Source organism: Streptomyces verrucosisporus (assembly GCF_017114865.1).
GTDB classification, from domain to species: domain Bacteria; phylum Actinomycetota; class Actinomycetes; order Streptomycetales; family Streptomycetaceae; genus Streptomyces; species Streptomyces fenghuangensis.
On sequence record NZ_JADEYH010000028.1, the window covers coordinates 1 to 16,326 of the forward strand.

Here is a 16,326-nt window from a genome sequence, read left to right on the forward strand (position 1 = left end):
CGTGGTGGCCGGGGGCGTGAAGGAACCCGCCCACCCGTCACGGAGCGTGCACACGATGCACGTCGCCGGACCGGGGAACAGCGAACGCGGGAACCCAGCGCATCCAACACCGTTCGGGATGCGCGCAGTTCCGGGAGCCGGCATCAGATGCCACTCCTGGACACTGTTTAGGAACGGTACAGGAAGACCACCGATCCCTGGTCGAGCCTGAGCCACTCGCGCCGGGCGCTGCCCCGGAGCGCGGTGAGGCTGAACCGGTGCGCCCGCACCTCGCTGCGGTACCGCAGGTCGATACGCGGATCGCCCTCCGCCTCGGCCAGTTCCCGGATCGCCCCGTCCAGCCCGGCGCCGCCGGTCCCCAGGAACGCCTCCGCCGCGCGCACCGCGCGGGCAGCGGCGGTGCAGTAGACGTCGTTCCGGCCCGCCACCCGCCGTACGTACCCCCGCAGCCACCCGTACTCCGCCGGGAGTCCGTCCGCCAGCTCGGCGGCCCGCCCGGCATGGCGCGCGGCCGCCTCCGCCGCCGGCGCCTGCACCTGTGGCAGTCCGCTGACCATCGCGTTCTCGGCCCGGATCATGGCGTCCAGGGAGTCCATCAGATGGAGCACCGCGCCGGCAGCCGCCCGGTCGGCGGGGAGGCCGGGCGCCCAGCCGACGGGCAGCGGGGGTCTCCAGTCCGCCGGGAGGCCCGGTCTCCTGATGCGGGGGGCGAGAGCCGTCGGGTGATCGGGGAAGCAGTCACGGACGGCGTCGAGGACGTCCCACAGCAGGCCGAAGTGGTAGGAGTTCTCCCACGCCTCCGCGACCTCGTGGAGCAGATAGCTCAGCAGCAGCGGGACACCGTACGGCTCGTCCCCGAGTTTTCCCAGGGCCGCCGACGTCCTTTCGTACGCCTTCCGCCAGCGGTCCCCGGGCCGCCTGAGGGTGGACCGCGGGTCCTCCGGCGGGCGGCGGGCGGCCCCCTCGCCGCCCGGCTCTCCGTCCGGTTCCCCCTCCGGTCCGCGGGCCGGTTCGGCGGAACTCCGGGAAACCTCCGAACCGGTCCCCGTGTTCTCCGTACACTCCCGCGAAACACCGGGAGCGGCGCGCGGAGATCACCGAGAATCGCGTCCATGACCGAGACCCCCGTACCCGCGTCCCAGTCCGCGCCCCGGCCCGTGAACCTGCCCGAGGCCCTGGCCTCCTTCACCGATGTCTACAGCCCGCGGATCGTGGCCCGGGTGAACGACTACGACGTGCGGATCGCCCACGCCGAGGGCGAGCACGTCTGGCACGTGCACGAGGACACCGACGAGTTCTTCCTCGTCCTCGACGGCCGCTTCGACATCGCCCTGCGCGACGCCGACGGCGGCGAGAGGACCGTCGAGTTGCACAAGGGCGACGTGTTCGTGGTGCCGCGCGGCACCGAGCACAGGCCGTCCTCGGCCGGCGGGTCGATCCTGATGTTCGAGCCCACCGGGACGGCCTCGACCGGGGACCGCCACGAGGGGAAGATCCCCGGCCACGTGGACAGCACCACCGGCCACGCCCTGGCCTGAGGGCATCCCGTCCCTTCCCCGCCGCGGTGCGGCGGGGAAGGGACGGGGGGGCGGGGGCAGAGGCCATTGGTACAGACCGGATTCGGTCAACGGACAGAGCAACCCTTTTCCGCCCTCTTCACCAAACCCCCGGACCCCTCCACCCGGACGGACGCCCCCCGTTGCGCCGCGTGCACCCGGCCGCACCCTCCGGGAACGGACCGGAAGTCGCCCTTAACGATTGGTCTGAACCAATCTATCGTCACCGGCGAGGCCCTGCGCACGGCAGGTCGCCACCCCCCGTACCGCTCCGCACGTCGGCCGAAGAGGCCGCGCGCGGAGGGAGGAGGAGCCCCCACATGCGACAGACCGGACACGCACCACGGACAGCACCGACGGCACCGACGGCGCGGAGGAGTCCCGCGAGGCTGCTGGCCTCGTTCTTCGCCTTCGCGCTGGCACTGCCCCTCATGATTGTCATGACCTCGGCAAGCTCGGCGGGCGCCCACGGCTGGATCACCTCCCCGCCCAGCCGCCAGGACCACTGCGCCACCGGCCGGGTCACCGGCTGCGACGGACTGCAGTACGAGCCGCAGAGCGTCGAGGCCCCCAAGGGCTCGCGCCTGTGCAGCGGCGGCACCCGCTGGACCTTCCTGGACGACGACAGCCGCAACTGGCCGGTCACCCAGGTCTCCAGCACCGTCACCTTCCAGTGGCGGCTGACCGCCGCGCACAGCACCAGCACCTGGGACTACTACGTCGACGGCGTCCTGTTCAAGCGGTTCGACCAGGGCGGCACCCGCCCGCCGTCGAACATCTCGCACACCCTGAGCGGCCTGCCCTCCGGCAAGCACAAGATCCTCGCCGTGTGGAACGTCGCGGACACCGCCAACGCGTTCTACAACTGCGTGGACGTCCAGGTCGGCAGCGGCGGCGGGGACGGTGGCGGCGGCGATGACGGCGGGACGCCCACCCCGCCGGCCGAGTGCGCCTCCTCCCCCACCTGGGACCGCTCCACCGCCTACACCGGCGGCCGGACCGTCACCCACCGCGGCCACGCCTGGCGGGCGGCCTGGTGGACGCGCGGCGAGGAACCGGGCGCCTCCGGTGTCTGGCGGGACCTGGGCCCCTGCTGAACCGCGCCTCCCCGCCATCTACGCGGACGGGCGGACGGCGGCCGGACAGAGGCCGCCGTCCGCCCGGCGTGCCCGCCGTACGAGCGGGGGCTACCCGTCGCCGATCCCGGCCAGCCGGAGAACCGCGTCCAGCCCCCGGACCTGTCCCGGGGCGGCTCCGGCCGGCAGCACGTAGGAGCGCAGTCCCGCGCCGACCGCCCCGCCGTCCTTGGCCGGGTGGTCCCCCACCATCAGGGTCTCGGCCGGACCGGCGCCCAACTCCCGGCAGACGTGCAGGAACAGCCGGGGATCGGGCTTCTCCGTGCCGTGCTCGAAGGAGTGCGTCCAGGAGGAGAACCAGTCGTCCAGCCGGTGGTGGGCGAAGGTGGCGCGCAGATCCCACCCGACGTCGCTGACCACGCCCAGGGCCACGCCCGCGGCGGCCAGCCGGGTCAGTACGGCCGTGCTGTCCGCGTACGGCACCCAGTGCTCGGGAGTCCGCAACTGCTCGTAGAGTTCCCCGGCCACCGGCGCCAGTTCCGGGACGGAGGCGTACCAGGTGGTGAAGGCGTGCCGGTGGGCCCGGGCCGACACGTCCCGGGCACGCTGGGCCCCGGCCACCGCCGGGTCCGACAGACCGGCTTCGAGCCCGCCCAGCAGGGCCTCCATCTCCGCCTCGCCCACCGGGCGCGCCAGCGCCGTCCGTATGCGGTCCGCGTACGTGCCGATCTGGAACAGCGTGCCGGAGAAGTCGAAGAGCACGGCCCGTACGGCGGCGGGCGACCCCTGCGGGGCCGTCACGGCGCGGATGGGGCCCTCGGGGCCGTGACCGGGCAGTCGGCTCATCCGGTCTTCCTACCACGCTCCGGGTGGGCGGTCAGAGCCTTGCGACCACCACGCGGTCGCCGCACAGCTTGCGCATGTCGTCCTCGTCGGAGGTGAAGACGGTGACGGCGCCGGGCTGCCGCAGGGCGACGGCCGCCAGGGCCGCGTCGATGGCGTACTTGTGGCCGTGCAGCCCGGTCTCCTTCAGGAGGCCGGTCGCGTCCCGGGCGACATCCTCGGTCACCGGCTCCACGTGGAGGCGGGACAGCGCCCACTGCCAGGCGGGGAGGTAGCGCGTCGGGTCGTACGCCTCGATGAGGGTCATCGAGGTGGTTATGACGCGGACGCCGAGCCGATGGGCTTCCTTCAGACGGAAACCCATACGGCGCTCCCCCCTGACCCACTGGGACAACCCCTCGCTGTCGAGCAGGTAGACCGTCCCGCCCCCGGTCACGCGACCTCCCGGTGCTGCTCGGGCGCGGGCGTCTCCACCTCCGCCCGCCGGGCACGGGCGAGCTCGGCGTGCATGCGCTCGATCTCCCGGCGCTCGGCCTCGGCCTCGGCCATCTCCGCCTCGGTGATCTCCCCGTACTCCTCCTCCCACCAGCTGACGGCCTCTCCCAGCCGGTCCTGCTCGCGCTGACGCTCTATGGCGTGCGTGACGTAGCGGCTGAAGCCGCCGGGGCCCACCTCGGCCCGGATGGCATCGGCCAGCTCCTCCGGCAGGGTCACGGTGTACTTCTTCGTTGCCATACCGCCGACCATACAGAGAGGGCCGGGCCGCCGGAACGCGAAGCCGGCCCGTTCATACGCATGTGTGATCGGTACTCACGCCTTTGACGCCGGGCGGCCGCCGGCCCGTCCCGTCACGCCGCCGGGCCCGTGAGGCGGGCGTGGAGGCGGCGGGCGGAGGCGTCGGTGAGGGAGGCGATCTGGTCGACGATCACGCGCAGCCGGGTTTGGTCGTCACCGGCCTGCGAGAACAGCGCGCGGAACTGCGGGTCCAGGCCGTCCGGGGCGCGGGCGGTCAGCGCCTGGGCCAGCCCGGCCAGGATGTCGCGCTGTTCGCCGCGCAGCCGCTCCTGGTCGGGGCGCTGCATGACGTACCGGTCGGCGACGGCCTTGAGCACGTCGCACTCCAGGCGGGCGGCGCGCGGGACCACCAGGCGGGCGCCGTAGCGGGTCAGGCGGCCCGAACCGTACGCCGCCCGGGTCGCGCCCTCGGCGGCCAGGCAGAACCGGCCGATGAGCTGGCTGGTGGCGTCCTTCAGCCGAGCCTGGGCGACGGCCGTGCCGTCGTAGCCGTGCGGCCACCACTCCTGGCCCAGCAGCCGGTCCAGGGCCTCGGCGAGTTCGGCCTCCTCGGTGCCGGGCGGCGCGTAGCGGGCGGCGGCGACGGCGAAGACCTCCCGGCGCTCGGGTTCGGCCAGCAGCAGGTTGGGATCGAGGTGGCCGGCGTGGAGGCCGTCCTCGACGTCGTGGACGGAGTAGGCCACGTCGTCGGACCAGTCCATGACCTGTGCCTCGAAGCACTGGGCGTGTTCGGGCGCGCCGCGCCGGAACCACTCGAAGACCGGCAGGTCGTCCTCGTAGAAGCCGAACTTCCGCGAGGCGGGATCGGCTGGGTGGCCGCCGCGCGGCCAGGGGTACTTGGTGGCGGCGTCCAGCCCGGCACGGGTGAGGTTGAGGCCGACGCATGCCGGAGGGCCGCCGTCCCCTTGCGCCGGTCCGGCGAACCGTTTCGGCTCCAGCCGCGACAGCAGCCGCAGCGACTGCGCGTTGCCCTCGAAGCCGCCGCAGGGCTCGGCGATCTCGTCCAGTACGCGCTCGCCGTTGTGCCCGAAGGGCGGGTGGCCCAGATCGTGGGCGAGGCAGGCGGTCTCCACCAGATCCGGGTCGCAGCCGAGCGCCGCGCCCAGTTCCCGGCCGACCTGGGCGCACTCCAGGGAGTGCGTCAGGCGGGTGCGGGGGGTGGCGTCCCAGGCGCCGGCGGCGGCGTCGGGGGTGACGACCTGGGTCTTGCCCGCGAGCCGCCGCAGCGCGGCGGAGTGCAGCACCCGCGCCCGGTCGCGCTGGAAGGCGGTGCGTCCGGGCCGTTTGTCGGGCTCGGGCACCCAGCGTTCCAGCGCCGCGCCGTCGTAGCCGGTGACGTGCTCCGCCGGTCCGTCGCCCCAGGGGCTGTACGTCGTGTCGTCCATGGCGTACGCATCGCCATACCCGCCGCTCATACACCGACGCTAGCCGCCCCGGGTGACAACGCGGGCCGGCGCGGGCGGACGCCGGCGGTCAGCGGGTGCGGGCCGGTGCGCCCCGCGCCGGACGGAGGAGGGACGTGCGGACGCCGTACGCGCCCGGGCGAGCGCCTCGTCGTAGCGGTGCAGTACGAGGCGGGCCAGCGCCGGGTGCGCGCCCAGCGGGGAGGCGGCCGGCAGGCCGGGGGCGTCGCCCGCGCACCGGGCGGCGAAGAGGCCCGGCGCGGTGAAGTACGAGGCCAGGGCGGTGTCATGGCGCCCGTCGGCGCGCAGGGCGGCCACGGCCTCGGGCACGGTCGGCCGTGCGGCCGAGGCGTAGGCGGGCAGCACCGGGACGCCGCCGAGGCGTGCGGAGAGCAGGGCGGCCGTCCGTTCGGCGTCCCGGGCCGAGTCCGCATCGCGCGAGCCGGCCGCCGCCAGCACCACGCCGCCGGTGCTCACCGCACCGGCGGCGTTCCAGCCCGTCTCGGCCAGCCGCCCGGCCAGCGCCTCGGCCAGCAGCGGGTGCGGTCCCAGCGGCGCCGCGGTCAGCACGGACAGGTGCCCGGCGGCGGCAGCTGCCTCGGGCAGGTCGTGTTTGACGTGGTGACCGCGGCCCAGGAGCAGCGGGACGAGGACCGCCCGGCCGGCCGGGAGCGTGTCGAGGGCGTCCGGCAGCAGGGGCTCGTTCAGCTCCACGTGCCCGAGTTCCACCCGCAGGCCGGGCCGCAGGGACCGCACGAGGCCGAGCAGTGCGGTGACGGTGCGCAGCGCCCGGGGGTCGCGGGAGCCGTGGGCGACCGCGACCAGCGGGGGCGCGGGGCAGGTGCGGGGGCGGACGCGGAAGGGGGAGGTCATGGGGCGAGTGTGGCGGGCCCCGGTTGCCCCGCCGTTGCGGCGTCGTGACGCCCGGTTGCGCACGGCTCACGGCACCCGCCGGAGCGGGCTGAGGCCGGTGTGCCGGGCCCGTAACCTGCGAGGGCGCGCGGCGTAACACGCGCGACGCACGCTGGGCGGCATGAGCGCGACGACTGCCCAGCCCGCCGGACAGGCCCCCCAGGCGCCCGAGGGGAGCGTGGACACCCACTGCCCGTACTGCGCCCTGCAGTGCGGCATGGGGTTGCGCCCCACCGGGGGCGAGGAGGGGGTCGAGGTCGTCGAGCGCACCGCGTTCGACGTCAACCGGGGCGCGCTGTGCGGCAAGGGCCGCACCGCCCCGGCCGTGCTCTCCTCCCGGGTGCGGCTGACCGGGCCGCTGGTGCGGCGCCGTGCCGGCGGGCCGCTGGAACCGGCCGGCTGGGACGAGGCGCTGGACCGCGTCGCGGCGGGGCTGTCGGATACGCGGGCCGCCCACGGGGCGGACGCGGTGGGGGTGTTCGGCGGGGGCGGGCTGACGAACGAGAAGGCGTACGCGCTGGGCAAGTTCGCCCGGCTGGTGCTGGGCACCTCCCAGATCGACTACAACGGCCGGTTCTGCATGTCCTCGGCCGCCGCCGCCCTGAACAGGGCGTTCGGGCTGGACCGGGGGCTGCCCTTCCCGCTGGCGGACGTCGCGCGCACCGGCTGCGTGATCCTGGTGGGCGCCAACCCCGCCGACACCATGCCGCCCGCCCTGCGCTACTTCACCGAGCTGCGCGAGCGGGGCGGGAAGCTGATCGTGATCGACCCCCGCCGCACCCGTACCGCCGAGCACGCCGACCTGCACCTGGCCCCGCGCCCCGGCACCGACCTGGCCCTCGCGCTGGGCATGCTGCATCTGGTGGTGGCCGAGGGAAGGGTGGACACCGACTTCGTGGCGGCGCGCACCAGCGGCTGGGAGGAGGCGCGCGCGGCGGCGATGGCGCACTGGCCGGAGCTGGTGGAGCGGATCACCGGGGTGCCGGTGCCCGCGCTGCGCGAGGCGGTGGCGCTGTTCTGCGACGCGGAGTCGTCGATGGTGCTCACCGCTCGCGGGCCCGAGCAGCAGTCCAAGGGCACCGACACCGTCGGCGCCTGGATCAACCTGTGCCTGGCCACCGGCCGGGCGGGACGCCCGCTGTCCGGCTACGGCTGCCTGACCGGGCAGGGCAACGGCCAGGGCGGGCGCGAGCACGGCCAGAAGGCCGACCAGCTGCCCGGTTACCGCAGACTGGACGACCCGGCGGCGCGCGAGCACGTGGCACGGGTGTGGGGCGTGGACCCGAATTCGCTGCCGGGGCCGGGGCGCAGCGCGTACGAGCTGCTGGACGCCCTCGGCCGCGATGTGCGCGCCCTGCTGCTGACGGGCTCCAACCCGGTGGTCTCCGCACCGCGCGCCGCCCATGTGGAGCAGCGGCTGCGGTCGCTGGACTTCCTGGCGGTGTGCGACGTGGTGCTGTCGGAGACGGCCGCGCTGGCGGACGTGGTGCTGCCGGTGGCGCAGTGGGCGGAGGAGACGGGGACGACGACCAGCCTGGAGGGCCGGGTGCTGCTGCGCCGCAGGGCCGTGGGCGCCCCGCCCGGGGTGCGCACCGATCTGGAGGTGCTGAAAGCGCTGGCGGGGCGGCTGGGCTGGGAGAAGGGCTTCCCCGCCGATCCGGAGGAGGTCTTCGAGGAGCTGCGGAGGGCCTCGGCCGGGGGGCCGGCGGACTACTCGGGGATCACCTACCGCCGTATCGCCGAGGAGGACGGGGTCTTCTGGCCGTGCCCGGAGGTTTCGGCCACGGACGAGGCCGACGACCCGGCGGTGGACCGCTCCCCCGCCCCCCACCCCGGCACCCCGCGCCTGTTCCTGGACCGTTTCGCCACCGGCGACGGCCGGGCCCGCTTCGCGCCCGTCGTCCACCGCCCCCCGGCGGAGGAACCGGACGCCGGCCACCCGCTGCTGCTGACCACGGGCCGGGTGCCGGCCCAGTACCAGTCGGGCGCCCAGACCCGGCGGGTGGCGGAGCTGAACGACGCGGCCCCGGGCCCGTTCGTCGAGCTCCACCCGCGGCTGGCCGAGCGGATCGGGGTGGCCGAGGGGGAGCCGGTGGCGGTGGTCTCGCGGCGGGGGCGGGCGGTGGCGCCGGCCCGGATCACACCGGGCATCCGCCCGGACACGGTGTTCATGCCGTTCCACTGGCCGGGCGAGGGGCGTGCCAACACCCTGACCAATCCGGCCCTGGACCCGGTCTCGCGCATGCCGGAGTTCAAGGTCTGCGCGGTCCGCGTGGAGTGTGCGGGGGACCGCCCGGCAGCGACCGGTCCGGCGGAGGACGAGGCGCGGGAGGACAGGCGGTAACGTCGTCGGCATGTGGACGGATGCGGGCTCCCCCGCCGCGGACGGGCCGTCACGCGCCCCGGAGCTCGAACAGGACTACGCGGCCGCCTGGCGGGAGTGGGACGAGGACGGGAACGCCGTTCTGTGGGACGCGACCGCCGCTGACGGGACCAGTGGCACAGCACGGTGACGTCCGCCCGGTCCGTCCGGCCGACCCGGCCGGGTCCTGTTCCCCCTGCCGGGCTCGCACCTGTTCAGGAGCCGTCCGCCTCCTCGGCTTCCCCGGCGACCCAGGCCAGGTAGTCCGTGCCTCCGCGGACGACCGGGGTGGCGATGATCTCGGGGGTGTCGTAGTCGTGCGCCGCGCGCAGATGCGCCTCCAGGGCGTCGTAGCGGGCCGCCGCCGTCTTCAGCAGCACCTGCCACTCGGGCTCGGCGCGCACCTCGCCCTCCCACCGGTAGACCGAGGTCACCGGGCCGGAGATCTGGGCGCACGCGGCGACGCGGGCCTCCACCGCGCCGCGCGCCAGCGCCTCGGCCTTCTCCTTGCTGTCGGTGGTGGTCAGCACCGTCAGGACGCCCGTCTCCGCCATGGCCGCCGCTCCTCTCCTTCTTCCTCACCGTCTTCGCGGTCCTGCCCGCCCACCGTAGCCGCGGCAACCGTGGCGCGGTCCGGTCCGTCTCCGTCGGTATGGTGATCAGCTCGGCGAAGGCCAGGGGAACGAAGAAGACCGCGAAGCCCGGGAGAAGCCCCGGGAGAAGACAGGTCCTCCAGACCGCGGTGCTGCTGTGCGTGCTGGGGCTGCTGCCCGCGACCTGGGTCGCGGTCTCCGCCGGCGACCGCGTCCGCACCGTCGGCGACGCACCCGCCGCCCCGGTCGCGGTCGTGTTCGGCGCCGGACTGTGGGACGGGGAGCCGTCCCCGTACCTGGCGCACCGGCTGGACGCCGCCGCCGAGCTGTACGGCCGGGGCCGGGTGCGCGCGGTACTGGTCACCGGTGACAACAGCCGCCGCGACTACGACGAGACGAGTGCCATGCGGGACTACCTGGTGCGCCGCGGCGTCCCCGCCGGGGACGTCGTCGGCGACCACGCGGGCTTCGACACCTGGGACCCCTGCGCCCGCGCCCGGCGGGTCTTCGGCATGGAGCGCGCGCTGCTGGTGAGCCAGGGTTTCCACATACGCCGCGCGCCGGCCCTGTGCCGGGCCGCCGGGATCGACGCACACGGCGTCGGTGTCGCCGAGCCGCACGACGCCACCTGGTACTACGGCGCGCTGCGCGAGGTGGCGGGCGCGGCGAAGGCCGGGCTGGAGGCGACGTTCACCCCCGATCCGCACTTCCTCGGCCCGCGCGAGCGGGGCCTCGAGCGGGCTCTGGCGGACTGATCCGTACCGCCCGGTGCCCGGCGGCTCACCCTTGAGTGGTATCCCAGGACTCTTTTCGGACAAGGCGGTTGACCGCTCCGGCCGCCGGCGCGTTGTCTGCCGGTGGTGCGGGCCGCCCCCGGACCTCTCCCCCTCTCCTCCCCCCTCTTCCGGAGCCACCACATGACCGCTGCTCCCCGCCGTCCCCAGGCCGAGACTCCACCGGACCGCCCCGGCGACCCCGGGCGCCCGGAGCGCCCCGGCCGCGCTCGCCACACCCCCCTGTACGGTTCGGGCCTCGACGGCGACGGCCTGCCCGCCCTGTACGAGCGGCTGCGCGCGGAGCACGGGCCGGTCGCGCCCGTCGCCCTGGCTCCGGGGGTGCACGCCTGGCTGGTCATGGGCTACGAGGAGCTGCTGCGGGTGACGCGCCGCGAACAGGACTTCAGCCACGACCCCCGGCACTGGCGCCTGCTGCGCGACGGACGGGTGCCGGCCGACTCCCCGCTGCTGGCGTTCCTCGACTGGCGTCCGGCCCTGATGTTCGCCGACGGGCGGCGGCACCGGCGGATGCGGTCGGCCGTCGCCGACGCGCTGGGCCGGGTCGACGGCGGTGAGCTGGGCCGCCTGGTGCGGGACACCGCCGACCGGCTGATCGACGCCTTCGCGGGGCGGAGCGAGGCCGATCTCGTACCGCACTACGCGCACCGCCTGCCGGCGCGGGTCGTCACCCGGCTGCTGGGGGCGGACGAGCCGGTCAGCCGCAAACTGGCGGAGGCCGTCGCCGGCACGGCCGCCGCCAACGCCGACTCCGTCCACGCCGGCCGCCGGCTGGAGCGCGTCCTGCTGGCCCTGGTGAGGGAGAAGCGGTGCGCCCCGGGCCCCGACCTCACCTCCTGGCTGCTGACCCACCCCGCCTCGCTGCGCGAGGAGGAGGTGCTGCACAACCTGGCCGTGACGGTGGTGGCAGCCCACCAGACGACGAAGAACTGGATCGCCACCACGCTGCGCCTGCTGCTGACCGATCCGGCCCTGCGCTCCTCGCTGGACGGCGGGCACCTGACCCTGGACGAGGCGCTGGATCTGGTGCTGTGGCGGTTCCCGCCCACCCAGAACCTCCCCGGCCGCTACGCCCTGCGCGACGTCCGGCTGGGCCGGCAGGAGGTGCGGGGCGGGGACATGCTCGTGCTGGGGCTGGCCGCCGCGGGCCGCGATCCCGGGGTGCTGCCCGCGTGCGGGCGGCCGGTGACGGGCAACCGCGCGCATGTGGCGTTCGGCGCGGGACCGCACGCCTGCCCGGCCCAGCCGCAGGCCCGGCTGATCGCGCGGACGGCCGTGGAGGTGCTGCGGCGGCGGCTGCCCGGCCTGCGGCTGGCGGTGCCCGAGGAGCGCCTGGCCTGGGCGTCGTCGCCGTGGACCAGGGGTCTTGCGGCGCTGCCCGTACGGCTGGCGCCCTGAGCGGCTCGTCCGGAGGCGGACCGCTCAGGGCGGGGCTCACAGCCTCCGGCCGGGTGCGCTGAGGGCGGTGTTGCCGCCGGGAAACAGCGGTGATCCGGGCGGGAAACAGCCGCGTCGCACGCTTTCCGCATGACCTCGAAGAAGCGTGTGGTGGTGATCGGCGGCGGGATGGCCGCCGCCCGGCTGGCCGGGCAGCTCTCCGCCGCAGGCGCCCTTGGCCCCGACGGGGCCGCCGTGGATCTGACGGTCGTCGGCGAGGAGCCCCACGCTCCGTACAACCGGGTGCTGCTGGCCGGGGTGCTGGCCGGGCGGTACGCACCGGAGGTGATCGGCCTGCCCGCCCCGCCCGCCGCACGCTGGCTGCGCGGTGTGCGGGCGGTGCGGCTGGACCGGGCCGAGCGGCTGGTGCGGTGCGACGACGGCTCCTCGCTGGCGTACGACGCCCTGGTGCTGGCCACCGGCTCCAACCCGGTGCTGCCGCCGCTGCGCGGGCTCTTCCCCGGCGGCGGGCACGAACCGCCCCGCGGCGTGCGTCCCTTCCGCACCCTGGCCGACTGCCGGGCGCTGGAGGCGGAGGTGCGTCCCGGGGCGCGGGCCGTCGTCGTCGGCGGCGGTCTGCTCGGGGTCTCGGCCGCCCGCGCGCTGGCCGGGCGGGGGGTGCGTACCGTCCTGGCCCACCAGGGCGAGCACCTCATGGAGCGTCATCTGGACGCCCGCGCCTCGGCGCTGCTGCGCGGGCATCTGGAGGGACTGGGCGTCGAGGTCCACACCGAGTGCCGCGTCCGCGGCCTGCTGACCGCGGGGAGCGCCGGGAGGGGAAGCGCGGACGCGGGAGCCGTGGCCCGCGGCGTGGAGCTGGCCGACGGCTACCGGCTGGAGGCCGAACTGGTCGTCCTCGCCTGCGGGGTGCGTCCGCGGACCGGGCTCGCCCGGGCGGCCGGGCTGGAGGTCCGCGAGGGGATCGTGGTGGACGACGAGCTGCGCACCGGCGATCCCCGCGTCCACGCCGTCGGCGACTGCGCCGAGCACGCCGGGACGGTCTACGGGCTGGCCGGCGCCGCCCAGGAGCAGGCCGACGCGCTGGCCCGCGTCCTGCTGGCGGACAGCGCCGTGGACAGCGCCGTGGACGGTGGCCCGGACAGCACCGCGGAGGGTACGGCCGCCGGTGCTCGGTCCCCCGCGTACACCGGCACCCGGGCGCTGACCCGGCTGACGCTGGCCCCGACCCCCTCCGGGCCCGGGGGCGCGCTGGACCTCGCCGCGTTCGGCGAGACCGTGCCCCGCGCGGGCGACGACGTCGTCCGCCTCGCCGACGCCACCCGCAGCGTCTACCGCAAGGTCGTCGTCCGCGGCGACCGGCTGGTGGGCGGCATCCTCCTGGGCGATCTCGGCACCGTCGGCGCCCTCGCCCGCGCCTGGGAGGGCGGCGAGCCGCTGCCCTCCGCCCCGCTGCTCCACCTGCTCACCAACGATGGAGGCCTGTAGACATGCCACGGACGCCACGCCCCACGATCGTGCTCGTCGGGCACGGGATGGTCGGACAGCGGTTCCTGGAGGAGCTCGCGAGCCGGGAGGTGACCGGCCGGGCCCGGGTGGTCGTGCTGTGCGAGGAGCCCAGGCCCGCCTACGACCGCGTGCAGCTCACCTCGTACTTCTCCGGCCGCACGCCCGAGGAGCTGTCCCTGGTGGACGAGGGCTTCATGGAGCGGCACGGCATCGAGCTGCGCCTGGGCGACCCGGCGGTCGCGATCGACCGCGAGGCGCGCACCGTGACCTCGCGCGCCGGGCTGGAGATCGGTTACGACACGCTGGTGCTGGCCACCGGCTCCTACCCGTTCGTGCCGCCCGTGCCGGGAAGCGACGGCACCGGCTGCTTCGTCTACCGCACGGTGGAGGATCTGCTCGCCATCGAGGAGTACGCGGGCCGAAGCCGGGTGGGCACGGTCGTCGGCGGCGGCCTGCTGGGCCTGGAGGCGGCCGGTGCGCTCAGCGGGCTGGGTCTTGAGACCCACATCGTGGAGTTCAACCCGCGTCTGATGGCCCTCCAGGTGGACGAGGGCGGCGGCGCCGCCCTGCGCCGCACCGTGGAGGGGATGGGCCTGACCGTCCACACCGGTGTGGGCGGCAAGGAGATCACCACCGGCCCGGACGGGGCCGTCACGGGCATGGCGCTGTCGGACGGTTCGGCGATCGCCACCGACCTGGTGGTCTTCTCGGCGGGCGTGCGCCCCCGCGACGAACTGGCCCGCGACTGCGGCCTGGAGGTGGGCGAGCGCGGCGGGATCGTCGTGGACGAGCACTGCCGCACCGCCGACGCGGCGGTGTACGCCGTCGGCGAGTGCGCCAGGACCGCGGACGGCATGGTGTACGGCCTGGTGGCGCCGGGCTACGAGATGGCGCGGGTGGCGGCCGGCGCGATCGACGGCGAGCTGGGCGGTGCCGGGGGCGCGGGCAGCCCGGGGGCGTCCTTCACCGGCGCCGACACCTCCACCAAACTCAAGCTGCTGGGCGTGGACGTGGCCTCCTTCGGCGACGCGCTGGGGAGGACGGAGGGCTGTCTGGACGTCGTCTACTCCGACTCCCGGGCGGGGGTCTACAGGAAGCTCGTGGTCGCCGCCGACGGCACCCTGCTGGGCGGTGTGCTGGTCGGCGACGCCGAGGCGTACGGCACGCTGCGCCCGCTGACCGGCAGCGTCCCGCCGGTGGCGCCCGAGCAGCTCGTCCTGCCGGCCGGTGCCGGTGCGCCCGCGGCGCTGGGGCCGTCCGCCCTGCCGGACGACGCGGTGGTGTGCAGCTGCCACAACGTCACCAAGGGCACCGTCCGCGCGGCCGTCACCGACCACGCGTGCACCACGGTGCCCGAGGTGAAGAAGTGCACCAAGGCGGGCACCGGCTGCGGAAGCTGTGTGAAGGTGCTCACCGCTCTCGTCAACGACGAGCTGGAGGCGAGCGGCGTCACCGTCGACAAGGGCCTGTGCGGCTGCTTCGCCCACACCCGCGGCGAGCTGTACGAGATCGCCCGCACCCGGCGGCTGTCCACCTTCGCCGAGCTGCTGGACGGCCACGGCCGCGAGGAGGCCCGCGGCGGGGAGGGCTGCGAGGTGTGCAAGCCGGCCGTCGCCTCGATCATCGCCTCGCTCGCCCCGGTGCTGGGGGCCAGCGGCTACGTGCTGGACGGTGAGCAGGCGGCGCTGCAGGACACCAACGACCACCATCTGGCCAACCTCCAGCGCAACGGCTCGTACTCGGTCGTGCCGCGCGTCCCCGGCGGTGAGATCAGCCCCGAGAAGCTGATCGTGATCGGCGAGGTGGCCCGCGACTTCGGTCTCTACACCAAGATCACCGGTGGTCAGCGGATCGACCTGTTCGGCGCCCGCGTCGACCAGCTCCCGGCGATCTGGGCGCGGCTGGTGGAGGCCGGTTTCGAGTCCGGTCACGCCTACGGCAAGGCGCTGCGCACGGTGAAGTCGTGCGTGGGGCAGACCTGGTGCCGCTACGGGGTGCAGGACTCGGTGCGCATGGCCATCGACCTGGAGTTGCGCTACCGGGGCCTGCGCGCGCCGCACAAGCTGAAGGGGGCGGTCTCCGGCTGCCAGCGCGAGTGCGCCGAGGCCCGGGGCAAGGACTTCGGCGTGATCGCCACGGCGAACGGCTGGAACCTGTACGTGGGCGGCAACGGCGGCGCGACCCCGCGCCACGCCGACCTGCTGGCCAAGGACCTGTCGGACGCCGAGCTGGTCCGGCTGATCGACCGCTTCCTGATGTTCTACGTCCGCACCGCCGACCGGCTGGAGCGCACCGCCGCCTGGCTGGAGCGGATCGAGGGCGGCCTGGACCATGTGCGCGACGTGGTCGTGCACGACTCGCTGGGGCTGTGCGCCGAACTGGAGGAGCTGATGGCCGGCCATGTGGCGAACTACCGCGACGAGTGGGCCGCGACGCTGGAGGACCCCGAGCGGCTGCGGCGCTTCGTGTCCTTCGTCAACGCCCCCGACGCGCCGGACCCGTCGGTGCGGTTCGTCGCCGAGCGCGAGCAGGTCCGGCCCGATCTGACGCTCCTGTCCGGCCCCGACATCCCCGTCCGCACACTCGAAGCCCTCGAAGGGAGCACGGCCCGATGACCACGGCGACGACCGGAACGAGGACCGAAGTGACGACCGCGGCGACGACCGAAGTTACGACCAGGACCGGGACCGCCGCCGTTTCGGGCGAGGACCGGACGGCCGGGTCGCGGGTGGAGGTGCGCGCCGGCGGCGGCTGGGCCGCGGTGTGCGGCCTGTCCGATCTGGTGCCGGGGCGGGGGGTGGCCGCGCTGCTGCCCGACGGCCGGCAGATCGCCGTGTTCCGGGACCGGGCGGGCCGGACGTACGCCGTCGGCAACCGCGACCCGTTCACCGGCGCCCGGGTGCTCTCGCGCGGACTGCTGGGCTCGGCCGGCGGCCGGGCGTTCGTCGCCTCCCCGCTGCTCAAGCAGCGCTTCGACCTGGCCACGGGCCGGTGTCTGGACGACGAGGCGGTGTCGGTTCCGGTGTACGCGGTCCGCACCCGCTGAGAAGCCCGGCGAGGGCGGCGGGAACCGCCGGGGAGGGACGAA

General features: G+C 75.2%; 16 protein-coding genes. 9 read left to right on the top strand and 7 right to left on the bottom strand.

Annotated features, from left to right (window positions below; translation table 11 throughout):
• Window positions 1-167 precede the first annotated feature (167 nt).
• On the bottom strand, window positions 168-596 hold the full coding sequence (locus IQ279_RS23180; RefSeq protein WP_206351106.1) for a hypothetical protein: 429 nt from the start codon (window positions 594-596) through the stop codon (window positions 168-170).
• Window positions 597-1,112: 516 nt separating this feature from the next.
• Here IQ279_RS23180 and IQ279_RS23185 point away from each other — a divergent pair.
• Together IQ279_RS23185 and IQ279_RS23190 are read left to right on the top strand one after the other, a co-directional pair.
• The gene (locus IQ279_RS23185; RefSeq protein WP_206351108.1) at window positions 1,113-1,538 is read left to right on the top strand and encodes a cupin domain-containing protein; all 426 of its coding nucleotides are present in this window, start codon (window positions 1,113-1,115) and stop codon (window positions 1,536-1,538) included.
• 458 nt (window positions 1,539-1,996) lie between these two features.
• Window positions 1,997-2,653 carry a lytic polysaccharide monooxygenase gene (locus tag IQ279_RS23190; RefSeq protein ID WP_241028600.1) on the top strand — a complete coding sequence of 219 codons (657 nt, stop codon included), beginning with the start codon at window positions 1,997-1,999 and terminating at the stop codon, window positions 2,651-2,653.
• A 90-nt stretch (window positions 2,654-2,743) separates the two neighbouring features.
• Here the strand turns inward: IQ279_RS23190 and IQ279_RS23195 are convergent, their stop codons facing one another.
• The 5 genes from IQ279_RS23195 to IQ279_RS23215 form a co-directional block, all read right to left on the bottom strand.
• Complete coding sequence (locus IQ279_RS23195) at window positions 2,744-3,478, bottom strand: HAD family hydrolase (RefSeq protein WP_206351112.1); 735 nt, start codon at window positions 3,476-3,478, stop codon at window positions 2,744-2,746.
• Between the two features lie 31 nt (window positions 3,479-3,509).
• The gene (locus IQ279_RS23200) at window positions 3,510-3,911 is read right to left on the bottom strand and encodes a hypothetical protein (RefSeq protein WP_206351114.1); all 402 of its coding nucleotides are present in this window, start codon (window positions 3,909-3,911) and stop codon (window positions 3,510-3,512) included.
• Window positions 3,908-4,210 carry a hypothetical protein gene (locus tag IQ279_RS23205; RefSeq protein WP_206351116.1) on the bottom strand — a complete coding sequence of 101 codons (303 nt, stop codon included), beginning with the start codon at window positions 4,208-4,210 and terminating at the stop codon, window positions 3,908-3,910. The genes IQ279_RS23200 and IQ279_RS23205 overlap by 4 nt, the downstream gene beginning before the upstream one ends.
• A 113-nt stretch (window positions 4,211-4,323) precedes the next feature.
• Entirely contained in the window at window positions 4,324-5,655 is a 1,332-nt protein-coding gene (locus IQ279_RS23210; protein WP_206351183.1) for a deoxyguanosinetriphosphate triphosphohydrolase, read from the bottom strand.
• 39 nt (window positions 5,656-5,694) lie between these two features.
• Window positions 5,695-6,546 (bottom strand): sirohydrochlorin chelatase, encoded by an 852-nt coding sequence (locus IQ279_RS23215; RefSeq protein ID WP_206351118.1) that lies wholly within the window; start codon window positions 6,544-6,546, stop codon window positions 5,695-5,697.
• 256 nt (window positions 6,547-6,802) lie between these two features.
• Here IQ279_RS23215 and IQ279_RS23220 point away from each other — a divergent pair, with 256 nt between their 5' ends.
• Window positions 6,803-8,929: a molybdopterin oxidoreductase family protein gene (locus IQ279_RS23220; RefSeq protein WP_241028605.1), complete on the top strand. Its 2,127-nt coding sequence runs from the start codon at window positions 6,803-6,805 to the stop codon at window positions 8,927-8,929.
• A 10-nt stretch (window positions 8,930-8,939) separates the two neighbouring features.
• Window positions 8,940-9,098 carry a hypothetical protein gene (locus IQ279_RS23225; RefSeq protein WP_206351122.1) on the top strand — a complete coding sequence of 53 codons (159 nt, stop codon included), beginning with the start codon at window positions 8,940-8,942 and terminating at the stop codon, window positions 9,096-9,098.
• A 64-nt stretch (window positions 9,099-9,162) separates the two neighbouring features.
• Here the strand turns inward: IQ279_RS23225 and cutA are convergent, their stop codons facing one another.
• Complete coding sequence (cutA, locus tag IQ279_RS23230; protein WP_206351123.1) at window positions 9,163-9,501, bottom strand: divalent-cation tolerance protein CutA; 339 nt, start codon at window positions 9,499-9,501, stop codon at window positions 9,163-9,165.
• Window positions 9,502-9,599: 98 nt separating this feature from the next.
• Here cutA and IQ279_RS23235 point away from each other — a divergent pair, with 98 nt between their 5' ends.
• The 5 genes from IQ279_RS23235 to nirD all read left to right on the top strand — a co-directional run bounded on the left by IQ279_RS23235 (window position 9,600) and on the right by nirD (window position 16,284).
• Window positions 9,600-10,295, top strand: coding sequence for a SanA/YdcF family protein (locus IQ279_RS23235; protein WP_206351126.1), 696 nt, complete (start codon window positions 9,600-9,602; stop codon window positions 10,293-10,295).
• A gap of 162 nt (window positions 10,296-10,457) precedes the next feature.
• Window positions 10,458-11,732 carry a cytochrome P450 family protein gene (locus IQ279_RS23240; RefSeq protein ID WP_206351128.1) on the top strand — a complete coding sequence of 425 codons (1,275 nt, stop codon included), beginning with the start codon at window positions 10,458-10,460 and terminating at the stop codon, window positions 11,730-11,732.
• 129 nt (window positions 11,733-11,861) lie between these two features.
• Window positions 11,862-13,217, top strand: coding sequence for an NAD(P)/FAD-dependent oxidoreductase (locus tag IQ279_RS23245; RefSeq protein WP_206351130.1), 1,356 nt, complete (start codon window positions 11,862-11,864; stop codon window positions 13,215-13,217).
• Window positions 13,218-13,219: 2 nt separating this feature from the next.
• On the top strand, window positions 13,220-15,853 hold the full coding sequence (gene nirB, locus IQ279_RS23250) for a nitrite reductase large subunit NirB (protein ID WP_206351132.1): 2,634 nt from the start codon (window positions 13,220-13,222) through the stop codon (window positions 15,851-15,853).
• Window positions 15,850-16,284, top strand: coding sequence for a nitrite reductase small subunit NirD (gene nirD, locus IQ279_RS28560; RefSeq protein ID WP_206351134.1), 435 nt, complete (start codon window positions 15,850-15,852; stop codon window positions 16,282-16,284). Before nirB ends, nirD begins: the two co-directional genes overlap by 4 nt.
• The last annotated feature ends 42 nt before the right edge of the window (window positions 16,285-16,326 follow it).